Origin of the sequence: Streptomyces sp. NPDC056486, assembly GCF_042795295.1 — a bacterium.
GTDB lineage: Bacteria > Actinomycetota > Actinomycetes > Streptomycetales > Streptomycetaceae > Streptomyces.
The window spans coordinates 13,655-30,235 of sequence record NZ_JBHTSF010000063.1 but is presented as its reverse complement, the minus strand read 5'-3'; the positions used below and the strand labels follow the sequence as shown (position 1 = coordinate 30,235).

Below are 16,581 nucleotides of genomic sequence, written 5' to 3'. Positions count from 1 at the left end.
GACTCCGCGATCTGGGCAGAACACATCAATCCGGCTACGGTCGTCCGATGCCCGCTCCCAAGGACACCGACACGGCCGCCGGCCGACGGGAACCCGACCCCCTCGCCGAGCCGCCCCCACTCCCCTGGCCCGGAGGGCCGACCGCCTGGGACGACCCCTCGACCCGCCGGGCCTGGCGACGGCACACGGCCGGGACAGTGCTCGCCCTCGCCGCGTGGGTCGCGGTCTGGTTCGCCCTGTACGGCATCATGCGGCACGTCTTCACCCTGACCTCCGTGGTGCTCCTCGCGTACACCGTCTACGCCGCCTACCGCCTCCTCTGGCTGCTGGTGGCGGCGCTCCCCGGTACGGTCCGGATACGCCGCACCCTTCGCCGCCACCCCTGGCAGTCGATCGAGGGCGCCGAGCACGGTTTCTCGGCCCATCCTGCGGCGGCGAAGAACGAACCGTGGATCGCGGTCCCGGACCCCGAGGCCCCGGACGACCCGGACGCACGGCTCCCCCTCCTCCTCGTCATCCATCCCGGCACCCACTGGTGGATCCGGCGCATGCGCCCCCGGGCCACCGCCGAACAGCGGGCGGAGATCGACGTGTTGTGGTGCTGCGGCGACCCGCGCGAAGCCGTGGTCATCGCGGCATCCGCGTCGGCGTCCGCGTCGGCGTCCGCATCCGCGTCCGCGTCCGTTTCCGCACGCACGGGAGGGGCGAAGGCACCCCGCAGACTCGTCCATCTCGACCAGCGCAACGCCCTTGTCGCCGCCCGGCGCCACCGCGGCCCCGCGGCCGCGGATCCGCAGACCCCCGACCGCCTGCGTCCGGCCCTCTCCCATCCGCCCACGGCCCGCACGATGCGCGACCGGATGCGCCGACGCGTCCTCCTCTTCGTCCTGCTCTGGCCCGCGCTGCTCGCCGTACAGATCGTGATCGTCGTCAACGGCGACCACGACAGGATCGGCGTCCTCATGACCCTCCTGCTGGCCGAGCTGGCAGGGCTGCCGCTGCACATCATCGTGCTCCTCAGCACCCGCCGCACGACCCGTCTCCTGGCCGCCCACCCGTGGCGCCCCGTCGACTGCACGATCCGCAGCCGCGGCAGGCAGCAGCTGGTGACCGTCGGCAACCGGATCCTGACCCCGAGCCCCTGGCGCGTGTACCTTCCCGCGCACGCCACGCGTCTGTGGATCGCGGGCGATCCGGGCGCCCGATGCATGGTCTCCCTGCCCGGCGGCGCCCGCCCCCTGAGCTTCGCGCCCGCCCGCTGACCCACCGACCCGGCCGCTGTGCCCACTACCTGTCCACCGCGGACAAACCGCCACGCCCAACAACTCCCCCGTGGAGCATGCCCGCCCTCACCCTCCGCCCCTAACCTGCGAAGAAAGCAAGCAGGAAAGCACGTACTCGAGCGTCCGCCTCGCCCCACCCCCAGGAGCACCCCATGACCGCACTTCCGCAGGAGCGCCGCGTCGTCACCGCCATCCCCGGGCCGAAGTCCCAGGAGCTGCAGGCCCGCCGTACGGCCACGGTCGCCGGCGGCGTGGGTTCCGTGCTGCCCGTCTTCGCGGCGCGCGCGGCGGGCGGCATCATCGAGGACGTCGACGGCAACCGCTTCATCGACTTCGGCTCCGGCATCGCCGTGACGTCGGTCGGTTCCAGCGCCGAGGCCGTCGTACGCCGTGCGAGCGCGCAGCTCGCCGACTTCACCCACACCTGTTTCATGGTCACGCCGTACGAGGGCTACGTCGCCGTCGCCGAGCAGCTCGCGGAGCTGACGCCGGGTGACCACGCCAAGAAGAGCGCCCTGTTCAACTCGGGCGCCGAGGCCGTCGAGAACGCCGTCAAGATCGCCCGTGCGCACACCAAGCGCCAGGCCGTCGTCGTCTTCGACCACGGCTACCACGGCCGTACGAACCTCACGATGGCGCTGACCTCGAAGAACATGCCGTACAAGAACGGCTTCGGGCCGTTCGCGCCCGAGGTCTACCGCGTGCCGGTGGCCTACGGCTACCGCTGGCCGACGGGCGAGGAGAACGCCGGGCCCGAGGCCGCCAAGCAGGTCATCGACCAGATCGGCAAGCAGGTCGGCGCGGAGAACGTGGCCGCGATCATCATCGAGCCGGTGCTCGGCGAGGGCGGCTTCATCGAGCCCGCGAAGGGCTTCCTGCCCGAGATCGTGAAGTACGCCAACGACAACGGCATCGTCTTCGTCGCGGACGAGATCCAGTCCGGCTTCTGCCGTACGGGCCAGTGGTTCGCGTGTGAGGACGAGGGCATCGTCCCCGACCTGATCACGACCGCCAAGGGCATCGCGGGCGGTCTGCCGCTCGCCGCCGTCACGGGCCGCGCCGAGATCATGGACGCCGCGCACTCCGGCGGCCTCGGCGGCACCTACGGCGGTAACCCGGTGGCCTGCGCCGGTGCGCTCGGCGCCATCGAGACGATGAAGGAGCTCGACCTCAACGGCAAGGCGAAGGCCATCGAGGCGACGATGAAGGCCCGCCTGAACGCCATCGCGGAGAAGTACGACATCGTCGGCGACGTCCGCGGCCGTGGCGCGATGATCGCCATCGAGCTGGTCAAGGACCGCGCCACGAAGGAGCCGAACCCCGAGGCGACGGCCGCGCTCGCCAAGGCCTGCCACGCGGAGGGCCTGCTCGTCCTGACCTGCGGCACGTACGGCAACGTCCTGCGCTTCCTGCCGCCGCTCGTCATCGGCGACGACCTGCTCAGCGAGGGCCTGGACATCATCGAGGCGGCGTTCGCGCGCGTCTGATCGCGCCCTTTCGCCAGGCGTCCAGCGGAGCCGTTCGGAGCCGGGATCACCCCAAAGGGGGAAAGATCCCGGCTCCGTATGTATACGCACATGCCCTGACGTGTGTGTACCTCGTGCGGTGCCAGAGTCGTGACCTGGGGTGACCGTCAGGGCGTGTGAAGAAGGTGTGCGGGCCCCATGTCGGGTTCCCGTTCCGCCTGTCGGCCCGCCAACACCTGACGTACGGTTTCTGCAGATGAGAGAAACACCCCGCTCACAGGGGACTGTGGGCGACACCGGGACGGAGCCTCCCCAGCCCCGTCTTGGTCGTGCCATCGCGCACACACCCGGAGCTTCTGGCTTCGGAACTCCTCACCGATCGGATGGCCGCCCGCCCCAAACCCCCCGGGGCGCGCGGCACACCGGTCAGGACGGCCGCCTCGGAACTACCCCCCCTGTTCCGGGGCGGCCGACCACTTTCCTCTTCTGCCTCTGCGCGCTGCTCTTCGCGCTCATCAGCTGGCAAGTGATCGCCGACGGCCCCCTCCGCGACGCGGACGAGCGGCTCGGCCCCTGGATCACCGGAAGCCGCCTCCCGGACGGCGCCGCGGAACTCCTCGCCGATCTCGGCGGGGTCGCCGTCGCCGTGCCGTTCCTCGCCGTGGTCATCGCCTACGCCGGATGGCGCGCCCGCACCGCTGGTGCGTTCCGCTGGTGGCTGGCCCCGGTGGCCGCCGCCGTGGCCATGGCGGCGGTCCCCGCGCTTGTGATCCCGCTCAAGGAACTCATCGACCGCACAGGACCGCCCGGCATGGACGGCAGCGGCTACTACCCATCGGGCCACACCGCCACCGCCATGGTCGCCTACGGCGGGGCGGCGCTGCTCCTGCTCCCCTATCTGCACGGCACGTACGCACGGCGTGAACTGGTCATCGCCTGCGCCCTGTTGAACTTCGGGGTCGGGCTCGGGCTCGTGCGCCGCGGGTATCACTGGCCGTTGGACGTGGTGGCCAGCTGGTGCCTGTTCGGGATGGTGCTTCAGGTGATGGTGCTCGTGGTGGCGCGGTACGGCCGCCGCGCCGAGGAAGAGGAAGCGGAAACGGACCCGGCTCAGCCGAAGTAGCCGTCGAAGTTCTTCGAGAACTCCCAGCTGTTGTGACGGTCCCAGTTGATCGACCAGGTCATCAGGCCGCGCAGCCCCGGCCAGGTGCCGTGCGTCTTGTACGAGCCGCAGTTGGTGCCCTTCGTCAGGCAGTCCAGGGACTTGTTGACCTCGCTCGTGGGGACATGGCCGTTGCCCGCGTTCGTCGATGCGGGCATGCCGATGGCCACCTTCTCCGGAGGCAGCGCGGGAAAGACGTTGTTCGCGTCGCCCGCCACCGGGAAGCCGGTGAGCAGCATGTCGGTCATCGCGATGTGGAAGTCCGCGCCGCCCATGGAGTGGTACTGGTTGTCCAGGCCCATGATCGGGCCGGAGTTGTAGTCCTGGACGTGCAGCAGTGTGAGGTCGTCGCGCAGGGCGTGGATGACCGGGAGGTAGGCTCCGGCGCGCGGGTCCTGGCCGCCCCATTTGCCGGTTCCGTAGAACTGGTATCCGAGCTGCACGAAGAAGGTCTCGGGGGCCATCGTGAGCGTGAAGCCGCTGCCGTACTTGGACTTGAGGGTCTTGACGGCCGAGATGAGGTTCACGATCGACGGGGTCTTCGGGTTCTTGAAGTCCGTGTCGTCGGCGTTCAGCGAGAGGGAGTGGCCCTCGAAGTCGATGTCCAGGCCGTCGAGTCCGTACTCGTCGATGATCGCGGAGACCGAGGAGACGAACGTGTCGCGGGCCTGGGTGGTGGTCAGCTGGACCTGGCCGTTCTGGCCGCCGATGGAGATCAGGACCTTCTTGCCCGCCGCCTGCTTGGCCTTGACCGCGGCCTTGAACTCGTCCTTGGACTCGACGCCGGGGCACTCGGTCTGCGGACAGAGGCTGAAGCGGATGTCGCCGGACGTGGCGGAGGTCGGCTCGCCGAAGGCGATGTCGATGATGTCCCAGCTGTCGGGGACGTCAGAGAGCCGGGTGTAACCGGACCCGTTGGCGAAGCTCGTGTGCAGATAGCCGACCAGGGCGTGGTCGGCGGCGGCCTTCGGCACCGGACCCGTCGAGGGGCCCGCCGAGGCCTCGGCGGCGAGCAGGCCGGACGCGGCGAGCGCGCAGGCCGTGGCCGCTGCCACGGTGAGACGTCTGATGCGGCGCGTGAGGGGACGCGCGACGTGCCGCGGCGATGAACGGTCCACAACTGCCTCCGGGCATGGGGGGGATGGGAGGGTGGGCCGCTCAATTTGGTCCAGACCAATCAAGTTGTCAAGGTCCCGTCAAAAACTGCTCCTGGCTGCTCTCCTGGCTACGCCTGCCTGCTCCTGCCTGCTCCTGCCTATCGCCGACTACCCCTCCGGCTGCTCCCGCGGCGCCAGCTGCGCCGCCGCCTCGTGCATCGCGAGTTCGAGAAGCCCCGGATCCGTCAGCGTGCCCGACCCGTCGGGCGGGACCAGCCAGCGGACGCCGCCCGTGGAACGCCCCGGGTAGGGCACCACGATCCAGGTGCCGAGGCCCGCGCCGCGTACCCCCGTGCCGATCCAGCGGGCCACCGTGCCCGCGGGCACGAAGAACCCCATGCGGGAGTCGCCGAAGTCGGCGAGCACCGGGCCCGGGCGGTCGATGCAGCAGGTCAGTACGTCGAGCGTGGGATAGCCGAGTTCGCCGGGAAGAATGAGTACGTCCCAGAGCCTGCCCGCAGGAAGGAGCGCGACCCCGACAGGATTGCGCTCCCATTCCCGGCGGCAGGCATCCGGGTCCGGCGCCACCGATACGAGCCATTCGACCGCCGACTTCGCCCCCGAGTCCGAACCAGTCATGGCGGGACCTCCCTCTCTCCTGTGCAACAGCTGTGCTTGTCACAGGAGAGAGGGGGCTCGGGCCGGAGCATTACGCGGGTTCCGGGAACTTGTTGACGAACAGTCGATAGAGCGGCCCCGGACCCGGAGCTGATCGAGCCGGTCAGCTGTCGAAGCCCAGGCCCAGCTTGTCCATCGTCTTCAGCCACAGGTTGCGCCTGCCGCCGTTCTCGTCCGCCCTGGCCAGGGACCACTTGGTCAGTGCCACGCCCGTCCACGCGAACGGCTCCGGCGGGAACGGCAGCGGCTTCGTGCGCACCATCTCCAGGGACGTACGTTCCGTGCGCTCGCCGGAGAGCAGGTCCAGCATGACGTCGGCACCGAAGCGGGTGGCCCCGACACCGAGCCCGGTGTAGCCCGCCGCGTACGCGACCCGACCCGCGTGAGCCGTGCCGAAGAACGCCGAGAAGCGCGAGCACGTGTCGATGGCGCCGCCCCACGCGTGCGTGAACCGGACCCCCTCCAACTGCGGGAAGCAGGCGAAGAAGTGGCCCGCCAGCTTCGCGTACGTCTCGGGGCGGTCGTCGTGCTCGGCGCGCAGCTTGCCGCCGAACGGATAGATCGCGTCGTAGCCGCCCCACAGGATGCGGTTGTCGGCGGAGAGCCGGAAGTAGTGGAACTGGTTGGCGCTGTCGCCAAGGCCCTGGCGGTTCTGCCAGCCGATGGCCGCCAGCTGTTCCTCGGTCAGCGGCTCCGTCATCAGGGCGTAGTCGTAGACCGGGACCGTGTACGCGCGCACGCGCTTGACCAGCGAGGGGAAGATGTTCGTGGCGAGCGCGACTTGCCGGGCGCGGATCCGGCCGTACGGGGTGCGCACGGCCATCCCGGCGCCGGACGAGACGAGTTGGAGCGCGGGCGTGTGCTCGTAGACGCGTACGCCCTTCTCCAGGCAGGCGCGCTTGAGGCCCCAGGCCAGCTTCGCCGGGTGGAGCATGGCGACGCCATCGCGGTCCCAGAGCCCGCCGAGGAAGGTCGGTGAGTCGACGTGCGCGCGCAGGGCTTCCGCGTCGAGCAGCTCGGAGCCGCCGGCGAGGCCGTGCTCAGCCATCTCCTCGTACATCTCGTGCAGTTCGGCGAGCTGGTGCGGCTGGGTGGCCACGTCGATCTCGCCGGTGCGCTCGAAGTCGCAGTCGATGGAGTAGCGCTTGACGGCCGCCTCGATCTCGTCGAGGTTGCGGGCGCCGAGCTCCTCCAGCTTCGCGATCTCGCCGGGCCAGCGGGACAGGCCGTTGGAGATGCCGTGCGTGAGGGACGCGGCGCAGAAGCCGCCGTTGCGCCCGGAGGCGGCCCAGCCCGCCTCGCGGCCCTCGACCAGGACCACATCGCGGTCCGGGTCGCGCTCCTTGGCGATGAGCGCGCTCCACAGTCCGCTGTAGCCACCGCCGACGACGAGCAGATCGCACTGCTCGTCGCCGGTGAGGGCGGGCTCGGCGCGGGGCTTGCCGGGGTCGTCGAGCCAGTACGAGAGAGGCCGGGCGTCGGCGAGGGACTTGGTGAAACGGGTCATGGCGCTTGGGGCCATGATTTCCACTCCTTCAGAATTCTTGCCGGGATACCGAGTGACCGGATTACTTGGCCTGCTTGTTGCGGCGCTTCGAGACGATCATCCCGCCGAGCACCAGGATCACGGCGACGAGGAACATCGCCGTACCGATCACATTGATCTGAACGGGCGTACCGCGCTGCGCCGATCCCCAGACGAACATGGGGAACGTCACGGTCGAGCCCGCGTTGAAATTCGTGATGATGAAATCGTCGAAGGAGAGTGCGAAGGCGAGCAGCGCCCCCGCCGCGATGCCCGGTGCGGCGATCGGCAGCGTGACCCGGACGAAGGTCTGCACGGGCCCCGCGTAGAGGTCCTGTGCGGCCTGTTCCAGGCGCGGGTCCATGGACATCACGCGCGCCTTGACGGCGGTCACCACGAAGCTGAGGCAGAACATGATGTGGGCGATGAGAATCGTCCAGAAGCCGAGCTGCGCGCCCATGTTGAGGAAGAGCGTGAGCAGCGAGGCGGCCATGACGACCTCGGGCATCGCCATCGGCAGGAAGATCAGCGAGCTGACCGCGCCGCGCGCCCGGAAGCGGTAGCGCACGAGCGCGAAGGCGATCATCGTGCCGAGCACGGTCGCGCCGATCGTCGCCCAGGCCGCGATCTGCAGGCTCAGGCTGAGTGAGCCGCACATGTCGGCGACGCCGCAGGGGTCCTTCCAGGCGTCGAGCGAGAATTCCTGCCAGGCGTAATTGAAGCGCCCCTTCGGCTTGTTGAAGGAGAACACCGTCACGACGACATTCGGGAGCAGCAGATACGCGAGGGTGAGCAGACCCGCGATGACGACGAATTTGCCGCGGAGCCAGCGGAAGAAGGCAGCCATCAGACGAGATCCTCCGTCCCGGACTTGCGGATGTAGAAGGTGACCATGACGAGGATCGCCGCCATCAGGATGAAGGAGAGGGCCGCAGCCGTCGGGTAGTCCAGAATGCGCAGGAACTGCGTCTGGATGACGTTGCCGACCATGCGGGTGTCGGTGGAGCCGAGCAGATCCGCGTTGACGTAGTCGCCCGCCGCCGGGATGAAGGTGAGCAGCGTCCCGGAAACGACGCCCGGCATGGAGAGCGGGAAGGTCACCTTGCGGAAGGTCGTCGACGGCTTCGCGTAGAGGTCGCCCGCCGCTTCGTGCAGCCTGCCGTCGATGCGCTCGAGCGAGGTGTAGAGCGGCAGGATCATGAACGGCAGGAAGTTGTACGTGAGTCCGCAGATCACCGCGAGCGGTGTGGCAAGGACCCGGTCACCTTCCGTGACGCCCAGCCAGCTGGTGACGTCGAGGACGTGCAGCGTGTTGAGGGCGCCCACGAGGGGGCCGCCGTCCGCGAGGATCGTCTTCCACGCCAGCGTACGGATGAGGAAGCTGGTGAAGAACGGCGCGATGACCAGGACGAGGATGAGATTGCGCCAGCGGCCCGCGCGGAACGCGATCAGATACGCGAGCGGGTAGCCGAGCAGCAGACACAGGATCGTGGCGGCGCCCGCGTACATCACCGAGCGCAGGAACTGGGGCCAGTAGTCGCTCAGCGCTTCCCAGTAGGTGGCGAAGTGCCAGGTGACCTTGAAGCCGTCTTCCAGGGAGCCGGTCTGGACGGACGTCGACGCCTGGTAGACCAGCGGCAGCGCGAAGAAGAAGACGAGCCACAGGATGCCGGGCAGCAGCAGCCAGTAAGGGACGAGACGGCCGCGCTTGCGGACCTTGCGCGGCGGCTCGTCCGGCTCCTGCGCCGGGGCCGCCTTGGTGAGGGTCGTCGTCATGCGGAGGCGTCCTCCTCGACCTTCTCGACTCCCGCGTCGATGTCCTGGGCGGGGTCGAGGCCGAAAGTGTGGGCCGGGTTCCAGTGCAGGACGACGTCGACGCCGGGGACCAGGCGGGTGTCGCGCTCGATGTTCTGGGCGTAGACCTCGAACTCGTGGCAGATCGGGCTGTTGATGACGTACTGCGTCGATACGCCGATGAAGCTGCTGTCGGCGATGCGGCCCGTGATGCGGTTGCGCCCCTCGGGAATCTGCCCCGCGTCGTCGGCGTGCGTGAGGGAGATCTTCTCGGGGCGTACGCCGAGGATGACCTTGCCGCCCGTGGTGGTGGGCGCCGTACATCGCGCGGCGGGCAGGACGAGCTTGCCGTCACCGGCCTTGAGGGTGAGGTCGTCGCCGCTGCGGCCCCCGATCTCGGCCTCTATGAAGTTCGACGTGCCGAGGAAGTTGGCGACGAAAGTGGTGCGGGGGTTCTCGTAGAGGTCGGCGGGGGCGCCGAGCTGTTCGACGCCGCCCGCGTTCATCACCGCGACCTGGTCGGCCATCGTCATGGCCTCCTCCTGGTCGTGCGTGACGTGGATGAACGTGATGCCCACCTCGGTCTGGATGCGCTTGAGTTCGAGCTGCATCTGGCGGCGCAGCTTGAGGTCGAGTGCGCCGAGCGGCTCGTCCAGGAGCAGCACCTTGGGGTGGTTGATCAGGGCGCGGGCGACGGCGACGCGCTGCTGCTGGCCGCCGGAGAGCTGGTGCGGCTTCTTGCGGGCCTGCTCGCCGAGCTGGACGAGGTCGAGCATGTCGCCGACCTGGCCCTTCACCGACTTGATGCCGCGGCGGCGGAGGCCAAAGGCGACGTTCTCGAAGATGTCGAGGTGCGGGAAGAGCGCGTACGACTGGAAGACCGTGTTGACGGGCCGCTTGTACGGCGGCAGCGCCGTGACGTCCTGCTCGCCCAGGTGCACGGTGCCCGAGCTGGGCTCCTCAAGGCCCGCGATCATGCGGAGCGTGGTGGTCTTGCCACAGCCGGACGCGCCGAGCAGCGCGAAGAAGGAGCCCTGCGGCACGGTGAGGTCGAGCGGGCGGACGGCCTTGAAGGAGCCGTACGTCTTGCTGATCCCGGTGAGGCGGACGTCGCCGCCGTGTTCTGTAGCAGTCGTCATGGTGCGTCCAGGGGGTCGAGGGGATCGGATCGGGACGAGGGAATCGGGTCAGGAACCGGTCAGCTTGGCGAACTTCTCCTCGTACGCCGTCTCTTCCTTCGGCGTCAGCGAGCGGAACCCGTGCGACTTAGCGGCCATCTCCTTGTCCGGCAGGATCAGCGGGTTCGCCGCGGCTTCCTTGTCGAGCTTCGCCAGCTCGGGGCGCACACCGTCCACGGGGCAGACGTAGTTGATGTACGCGGCCAGGCGTGCGGCGGGCTCGGGCTCGTAGTAGTAGTCGATGAGCCGCTCGGCGTTGCGCTTGTGGCGCGCCTTGTTCGGGACGAGCAGGTTGTCCGTGGACGTGATGTAGCCCTGGTCCGGGATGTGGAAGGCGATGTCGGGGTTGTCGGCCTGGAGCTGGACGATGTCGCCCGCCCAGCCCAGACACGCGGCGAGGTCGCCCTTGTCGAGGTCCGACGTGTAGTCGTTGCCCGTGAAGCGGCGGATCTGCTGCTTGTCGACGGCCTTCTGGAGGCGGGCGATGGCCGCGTCGAAGTCGTCGTCGGTGAACTTCGAGGGGTCCTTGCCCATGTCGATGAGCGTCATGCCGACGCTGTCGCGCATCTCGGAGAGGAAGCCGACGCGGCCCTTGAGCTTGGGGTTGTCCAGGAGTTGCGACACGGAGGTGATGTCTTCGCCGTCGGTCGCCTTCTTGTTGTACGCGATGACGGTGGAGATGCCGGTCCAGGGGTACGAGTAGGACCGCCCCGGGTCCCAGTCCGGGTTGCGGAACTGGGCGGACAGGTTGGCGTACGCGTGCGGCAGGTTGGCCGGGTCCAGTTTCTGGACCCAGCCGAAGCGGATGAGCCGGGCCGCGAGCCAGTCCGTGACGCAGATGAGGTCGCGCCCGGTCTCCTGGCCCGCGGCGAGCTGCGGCTTGATCTTCCCGAAGAACTCGACGTTGTCGTTGATGTCCTCGGTGTACTTGACCTTGATCCCGGTGCGCTTCGTGAACGCGTCCAGGGTGGGGCGGCGTTCGTGGTCGTCGACATCCATGTACTCGGTCCAGTTGGAGAAGTTGATCTGCTTCTCCTTGGCCGAGTGGTCGTCGGACGAGACGTCGCCCTGGCTCTTGCTCGCTGCCGGGATCCCGCAGGCGCTGAGTGCGCCGAGACCGCCGAGGGCGAACGCGCCGCCGGCGGAGGCGCGCAGCAGGGAGCGGCGGGTGAGGGCGGCCCTGCCGTTCCTGAGACTGCGGTGCATGGCGGCCAGTCGGGCCGGGGAGAGGGGGTCGGGCTCGTACTGCTCCATACGCTTGGTTGCCCTTTCGGGAGGATGGGCGGCCGCTGGTCGGGGGCGGCCTTCCAGCTGTCGGCTGTCGGCTATCGGTCCCCGAAGATCGTCCGGTGCCAGTCCTTGCGGACGACCGCGGTGTTGTCGAACATGACGTGCTTGATCTGGGTGTACTCCTCGAAGGAGTAGGCGGACATGTCCTTTCCGTAGCCGGATGCCTTGTATCCGCCGTGCGGCATCTCGCTGAGGATCGGGATGTGGTCGTTGACCCACACACAGCCCGCCTTGATCTCACGCGTCGCCCGGTTGGCACGGAAGACGTCGCGGCTCCAGGCGGAGGCGGCAAGGCCGTACGGGGTGTCGTTCGCGAGCCTGATGCCTTCGTCGTCGGAGTCGAAGGGCAGCACGACGAGCACCGGACCGAAGATCTCGGCCTGCACGATCTCGCTGTCCTGTGCGGCGTCGGCGATGAGGGTGGGCTTGTAGAAGGCCCCGGGGTGGTCGAGCGCCTCGCCACCGGTGACCACGCGCGCGTAGGAGCGCGCCCGGTCGACGAAACCGGCGACGCGGTCGCGGTGGACGTGCGAGATGAGCGGCCCGAGGTCGGTGTCATCGGCGAAGGGATCACCGAGCCGTACGGTCTCCATGAGCGCGGCGACGCCCTCTACGAAGGCGTCGTACAGCGGACGTTGCACGTACGCGCGCGTGGCGGCCGTGCAGTCCTGCCCGGTGTTGATGAGCGCGCCCGCGACCGCGCCGTGCACGGCGGCTTCGAGGTCGGCGTCATCGAAGACGACGAACGGCGCCTTGCCACCCAACTCCAGGTGCAGCCGCTTCACGGTGGAGGTGGCGATCTCGGCGACGCGCTTGCCGACGCCGGTGGACCCGGTGAAGGAGGTCATGGCGACGTCGGGGTGCCCCACGAGCCGCTCGCCCGCGTCACGTCCTGCGCCGCTGATGATGTTGACGACACCGTCGGGGATGCCCGCCTCGGTGGCCGCCTGCGCGAAGAGGAGCGAGGTGAAGGGGGTGAGCTCGGCGGGCTTGAGAACGATCGTGTTGCCCGCGGCGATGGCGGGAAGCACCTTCCAGGCGGCCATCTGGAGGGGGTAGTTCCAGGGCGCGATGGACCCGACGACACCGATGGGCTCACGCCGTACGTACGAGGTGTGGTCACCGGAGTACTCACCGGCCGACTGTCCTTGCAGATGCCGGGCCGCGCCCGCGAAGAAGGCCACGTTGTCGACGGAGCCCGGCACGTCGAACTCGCGGCTGAGCTTGATGGGCTTGCCGCACTGGAGCGACTCGGCCTGCGCGAACTCCTCGGCGCGCTCGGCCAGTACGGCGGCAAAGCGGTGCATGGCGTCGGAGCGCTCGCCCGGGGTCGCGCCCGCCCACTCCGGGAACGCCTGCGCGGCGGCGGCGACTGCGGCGTCGACGTCCTTCTCGCCCGCGAGTTCATACCGGTGGACCTCGTCGCCGGTGGCCGGGTCGACGACGGCGTGCGTGCGCCCCGATGTGCCCTCGGTCAGCCGTCCCGCGATGTACTGCGCGCCTGCTGCGAAGTGGTCCTGGGCCTGGAAGTTGTGCATGACGCTCTCCTCCGCCGTCGTCCCCGTCCCAGGGGTCGGCGTAGCTCCAGATCGATTTGAGTGCCGATCCTGACAGAGCAGAGGTACTCCAACAAGTGATTCCGTTGTTGCCTTTTGGTTACGCGACGGAATCTGTCGACCAGGTGTCGAGTCGTCCTGGAAAACCCAGGACGGATTGTCAGTGGTGCGTGCCAGACTCGCGTGCATGACGAAGATCGACTCGGTGGATGCGCTGGTCCGCGCGGTGCGTGCGGGGGAACAGGTGAAGTACCTGCACTTCTGGGGTCACACCCCGCGCCGGGACGGGTCACTCGGCGCGAGCTGCTTCAGCCAGTGGTGGCAGTCGCCTTTCACCGTGGACGGGGTGGAGTACGGGACTGCTGAGCACTGGATGATGGCGTGCAAGGCCCGCCTGTTCGACGACGGTGAGGCGGAGCGGGCGGCCCTCGCATCGCGTACGCCCGCCGAGGCGAAGAAGGCGGGACGCCTGGTGCGGGGCTTCGACGAGGCGATATGGGAGCGGGAGCGGTTCGGGATCGTGGTCGAGGGCAGCGTCCACAAGTTCGCGTCGACCGACGCCCTTCGTTCGTTCCTGGTCGGTACGGGGTCGCGGGTACTGGTGGAGGCGAGCCCGATGGACCGCATCTGGGGCATCGGCCTGGCGGCCGACGATGAGCGGGCCCAGGAGCCGGAGAAGTGGCGGGGGCCGAATCTGCTGGGCTTCGCGCTGATGGAGGCGCGGGAGAAGCTCCGAGACGCGGGGTAATCGGGTGGGTGGGCGGGAGACATCCGCCGCGAAGCGGCGGTTCAGGCCGACGCAGGAGGCGCCCCCGCCAGTAAGAAGCGGCGGTTCAGGCCGACGCAGAAGGCGCCCCCGCCAGTGAAGAGCGACTCAGGGCCTGACAGCCACGGAGGTCGAGTAACCGCCGCCGCCCGAGGCCCCGTCCTCCTCGAACACGTCGTCCGGCGTCACGATCAGCACCACCAGCAGGGCCACGGCCAGTACGAGGCCCGCGACACCGCAGATGATCCCGGCCAGCGCCTGCCCGGAGTTCGTCGCCTCGCCGCGCCGCGCCCTGCCCCGCCCGATCGCCCCGAAGATGATCGCGAGGACCCCGAGCACCATCGCCAGGGGCCACAGGCAGAAACCGGCGGCCGCGATGATCCCGAGGACAAGGGCGGTCACGCCCATCCCGTTGGCAGGCGCCATCGGCATCGCGGGCCAGCCGTACCCGGGCGGGCCCTGCCCCTGGTAACCCTGATAGCTCTGATAGCCCTGGTGGCTCTGGTAGCCCTGGTGGCCGCCCGGGAACCCGGGGCCGGGGTACCCGTACGGCACCTGACCGGGCCCCTCAGGCCCGACCGGAGGCGGCGGCACCGGCTCACCACTCGCCGAAGGACCCACCGAAGGACCCGCCGAAGGACCCGCCGGAGGTGCATAGGGCCCGGCACCCGGCCCCGTCGGCTGCTCATACGCGGGCGGCGGCGAGGGCTGCGCAGACGGCACCGCCCAAGGATTCCGCTTCTCCAGCGGCAGTGATCCCGGCCCTGACCCCGCCCCCGACCCCGCGTCATCCACCGGCGGAGCCCAAGGGTCCCGCTCCTCGGACGCGCCCGGCCCCGCCGAACCGTCGGACATGCCGCGCTCACCTCTTTCGTACGTTCCGTCATGCTACGGCCACCGCCCTCGGCCGAAGGCCCCCGGCCTAGGATGATCCAGACTTACCCGATCAGCCGATCACATCCGTTCCTGGGGAGGAATCCGTGACCGATCCGAGCAGCGCCCGTGAGCCACGCGACCAACGCGACCCGCATGCCTTCATCGCCGGACTGCCCAAGGCAGAACTGCATGTGCACCATGTCGGCTCGGCGTCCCCCCGCATCGTCTCGACCCTCTCCGCCCGCCACCCCGATTCCAAGGTGCCCACGGACGTCGAGGCGCTCGTCGACTTCTTCACGTTCACGGACTTCGCCCACTTCATCCAGGTGTACCTCTCGGTCGTGGACCTGGTCCGCACCCCGGACGACGTACGCCTGCTCACGTACGAGATCGCCCGCGACATGGCCCGGCAGAACATCCGCTACGCCGAGCTGACCCTCACCCCCTTCAGCTCCGTGCGCCGCGGCATCGACGACCGCGCCTTCATGGACGCCATCGAGGACGCCCGCAAGGCGGCCGAGGACGAGCTCGGTGTCGTACTGCGCTGGTGCTTCGACATCCCGGGCGAGGCGGGGATCGAAGCAGCCGAGGAGACGGTGCGGCTCGCGACCACCGACAAGCTGCGCCCCGAGGGCCTGGTCTCCTTCGGGCTCGGCGGGCCCGAGATCGGCGTGCCCCGGCCGCAGTTCAAGCCGTACTTCGACCGCGCGATCGCGGCGGGCCTGCGCTCCGTCCCGCACGCCGGCGAGACCACGGGGCCCGGCACCATCTGGGACGCCCTCACCGACCTGCGCGCCGAGCGCATCGGTCACGGCACCAGCGCCGCACAGGACCCGAAGCTCCTCGCGCACCTCGCCGAGCACCGCATCCCGCTCGAGGTCTGCCCCACGTCGAACATCGCGACCCGCGCCGTCGCCACCCTCGACGAGCACCCGATCAAGCAGTTCGTCGCCGCCGGGGTCCCGGTCACCATCAACTCCGACGATCCGCCCATGTTCGGCACCGACCTCAACAACGAGTACGCGGTCGCCGCCCGCCTCCTCGACCTCGACGAGCGGGGCATCGCGGACCTGGCGAAGAACGCCGTCGACGCGTCCTTCCTCGACCCGGCGGGCAAGGCGAAGCTGGCCGCGGAGATCGACACGTACACGCGGACCTGGCTCGCTCCCTAGGCCCGGCACCACAATGGGCCCATGCGCACCGTGACAGTCGTGGCCCACCGAGGCGATCCCTACCGCGTCCGCGAGAACACCGTCCCGTCCCTGCGCTCCGCCCTTGAGCGGGGCGCGGACGCGGTGGAGATCGACGTCCGCCTCAGCCGTGACGGCGTCCCCGTCCTGCTGCACGACGCGACGCTCAAACGACTGTGGGACATCGACCGCCCCCTCTCCAAGCTCTCCGCGGACGAGGTGCACGGCCTCACCGAAGGCGGCGTACCCACCCTGGAGGAAGCCGTCGCGGCGACCGAGGGGCACCGGCTCATGGTGGATCTGCCGGGCGCGACGCCGGATTCCGTGCGCGCGGTCGTCGGCGCCGTCGCCGACTGCGGGGCGGCGGAGCGGACGTACTACTGCGCGGGCGCCCGGACGATGCTCGCGGTGCGCGCGGTGGATCCCGCCGCCGAGATCGCCCTGACCTGGACGAGCCTGGCCCCGCCGCGCCGTGCCGTGCTCGACGCGATCAAGCCCCGCTGGCTCAACTACCGCTTTCCTCTGCTCCACCGCGAACTGGCCGTCCAGGTGCGGCGCCAGGGGCTCCTCGTCTCGGCCTGGACCCCGGACACGAAGCGCTCCATGCGCCGCCTGCTCGACATCGGCGTCGACTCGATCACGACCAACCGCGTCGACACGCTGCACGCCTTGCGCGCCCGGTCCGGGGGCGCGCTCTCGTAGCCGGACGCTCCCTCAACT

General features: G+C 69.4%; 14 protein-coding genes and 1 pseudogene. 6 read left to right on the top strand and 9 right to left on the bottom strand.

The window, feature by feature from the left end; genetic code table 11:
* Positions 1–47 precede the first annotated feature (47 nt).
* The 3 genes from ACFQ7F_RS24080 to ACFQ7F_RS24070 all read left to right on the top strand — a co-directional run bounded on the left by ACFQ7F_RS24080 (position 48) and on the right by ACFQ7F_RS24070 (position 3,872).
* Positions 48–1,262 carry a hypothetical protein gene (locus ACFQ7F_RS24080; protein ID WP_383273690.1) on the top strand — a complete coding sequence of 405 codons (1,215 nt, stop codon included), beginning with the start codon at positions 48–50 and terminating at the stop codon, positions 1,260–1,262.
* A gap of 173 nt (positions 1,263–1,435) precedes the next feature.
* Complete coding sequence (gene gabT, locus ACFQ7F_RS24075; RefSeq protein ID WP_383273688.1) at positions 1,436–2,770, top strand: 4-aminobutyrate--2-oxoglutarate transaminase; 1,335 nt, start codon at positions 1,436–1,438, stop codon at positions 2,768–2,770.
* 505 nt (positions 2,771–3,275) lie between these two features.
* Positions 3,276–3,872 (top strand): phosphatase PAP2 family protein, encoded by a 597-nt coding sequence (locus tag ACFQ7F_RS24070; RefSeq protein ID WP_383273686.1) that lies wholly within the window; start codon positions 3,276–3,278, stop codon positions 3,870–3,872.
* Here ACFQ7F_RS24070 and ACFQ7F_RS24065 read toward each other — a convergent pair.
* The 8 genes and pseudogenes from ACFQ7F_RS24065 to ACFQ7F_RS24030 all read right to left on the bottom strand — a co-directional run.
* Positions 3,860–4,867: pseudogene (locus tag ACFQ7F_RS24065) on the bottom strand (chitinase); the annotation flags it as partial. The gene ACFQ7F_RS24070 and the pseudogene ACFQ7F_RS24065 sit on opposite strands and share 13 nt — an antisense overlap.
* Before the next feature lie 309 nt (positions 4,868–5,176).
* Entirely contained in the window at positions 5,177–5,647 is a 471-nt protein-coding gene (locus ACFQ7F_RS24060) for a hypothetical protein (protein ID WP_383273684.1), read from the bottom strand.
* A 142-nt stretch (positions 5,648–5,789) separates the two neighbouring features.
* The gene (locus ACFQ7F_RS24055) at positions 5,790–7,208 is read right to left on the bottom strand and encodes an NAD(P)/FAD-dependent oxidoreductase (RefSeq protein WP_383273682.1); all 1,419 of its coding nucleotides are present in this window, start codon (positions 7,206–7,208) and stop codon (positions 5,790–5,792) included.
* Positions 7,209–7,254: 46 nt separating this feature from the next.
* Positions 7,255–8,058, bottom strand: coding sequence for an ABC transporter permease (locus ACFQ7F_RS24050; RefSeq protein ID WP_383273680.1), 804 nt, complete (start codon positions 8,056–8,058; stop codon positions 7,255–7,257).
* Positions 8,058–8,987 carry an ABC transporter permease gene (locus ACFQ7F_RS24045; RefSeq protein ID WP_383273678.1) on the bottom strand — a complete coding sequence of 310 codons (930 nt, stop codon included), beginning with the start codon at positions 8,985–8,987 and terminating at the stop codon, positions 8,058–8,060. Before ACFQ7F_RS24045 ends, ACFQ7F_RS24050 begins: the two co-directional genes overlap by 1 nt.
* Positions 8,984–10,144, bottom strand: a complete 1,161-nt coding sequence (locus tag ACFQ7F_RS24040; protein ID WP_383273676.1) for an ABC transporter ATP-binding protein — start codon at positions 10,142–10,144, stop codon at positions 8,984–8,986. Before ACFQ7F_RS24040 ends, ACFQ7F_RS24045 begins: the two co-directional genes overlap by 4 nt.
* A gap of 48 nt (positions 10,145–10,192) precedes the next feature.
* Entirely contained in the window at positions 10,193–11,437 is a 1,245-nt protein-coding gene (locus ACFQ7F_RS24035; RefSeq protein ID WP_383273674.1) for a PotD/PotF family extracellular solute-binding protein, read from the bottom strand.
* A gap of 71 nt (positions 11,438–11,508) precedes the next feature.
* Complete coding sequence (locus ACFQ7F_RS24030) at positions 11,509–13,011, bottom strand: gamma-aminobutyraldehyde dehydrogenase (RefSeq protein ID WP_383273672.1); 1,503 nt, start codon at positions 13,009–13,011, stop codon at positions 11,509–11,511.
* Between the two features lie 205 nt (positions 13,012–13,216).
* Between ACFQ7F_RS24030 and ACFQ7F_RS24025 the strand changes: the two genes are divergently transcribed.
* A complete protein-coding gene (locus tag ACFQ7F_RS24025) occupies positions 13,217–13,777 on the top strand; it encodes an NADAR family protein (RefSeq protein ID WP_383273670.1) in 561 nt (186 codons plus the stop codon).
* A gap of 126 nt (positions 13,778–13,903) precedes the next feature.
* Here the strand turns inward: ACFQ7F_RS24025 and ACFQ7F_RS24020 are convergent, their stop codons facing one another.
* Positions 13,904–14,350 carry a DUF4190 domain-containing protein gene (locus tag ACFQ7F_RS24020; RefSeq protein WP_383273668.1) on the bottom strand — a complete coding sequence of 149 codons (447 nt, stop codon included), beginning with the start codon at positions 14,348–14,350 and terminating at the stop codon, positions 13,904–13,906.
* Between the two features lie 425 nt (positions 14,351–14,775).
* Here ACFQ7F_RS24020 and ACFQ7F_RS24015 point away from each other — a divergent pair, with 425 nt between their 5' ends.
* Positions 14,776–15,843, top strand: a complete 1,068-nt coding sequence (locus tag ACFQ7F_RS24015) for an adenosine deaminase (protein ID WP_383273666.1) — start codon at positions 14,776–14,778, stop codon at positions 15,841–15,843.
* A 21-nt stretch (positions 15,844–15,864) separates the two neighbouring features.
* Complete coding sequence (locus ACFQ7F_RS24010; RefSeq protein WP_383273664.1) at positions 15,865–16,563, top strand: glycerophosphodiester phosphodiesterase; 699 nt, start codon at positions 15,865–15,867, stop codon at positions 16,561–16,563.
* Positions 16,564–16,581 lie beyond the last annotated feature (18 nt).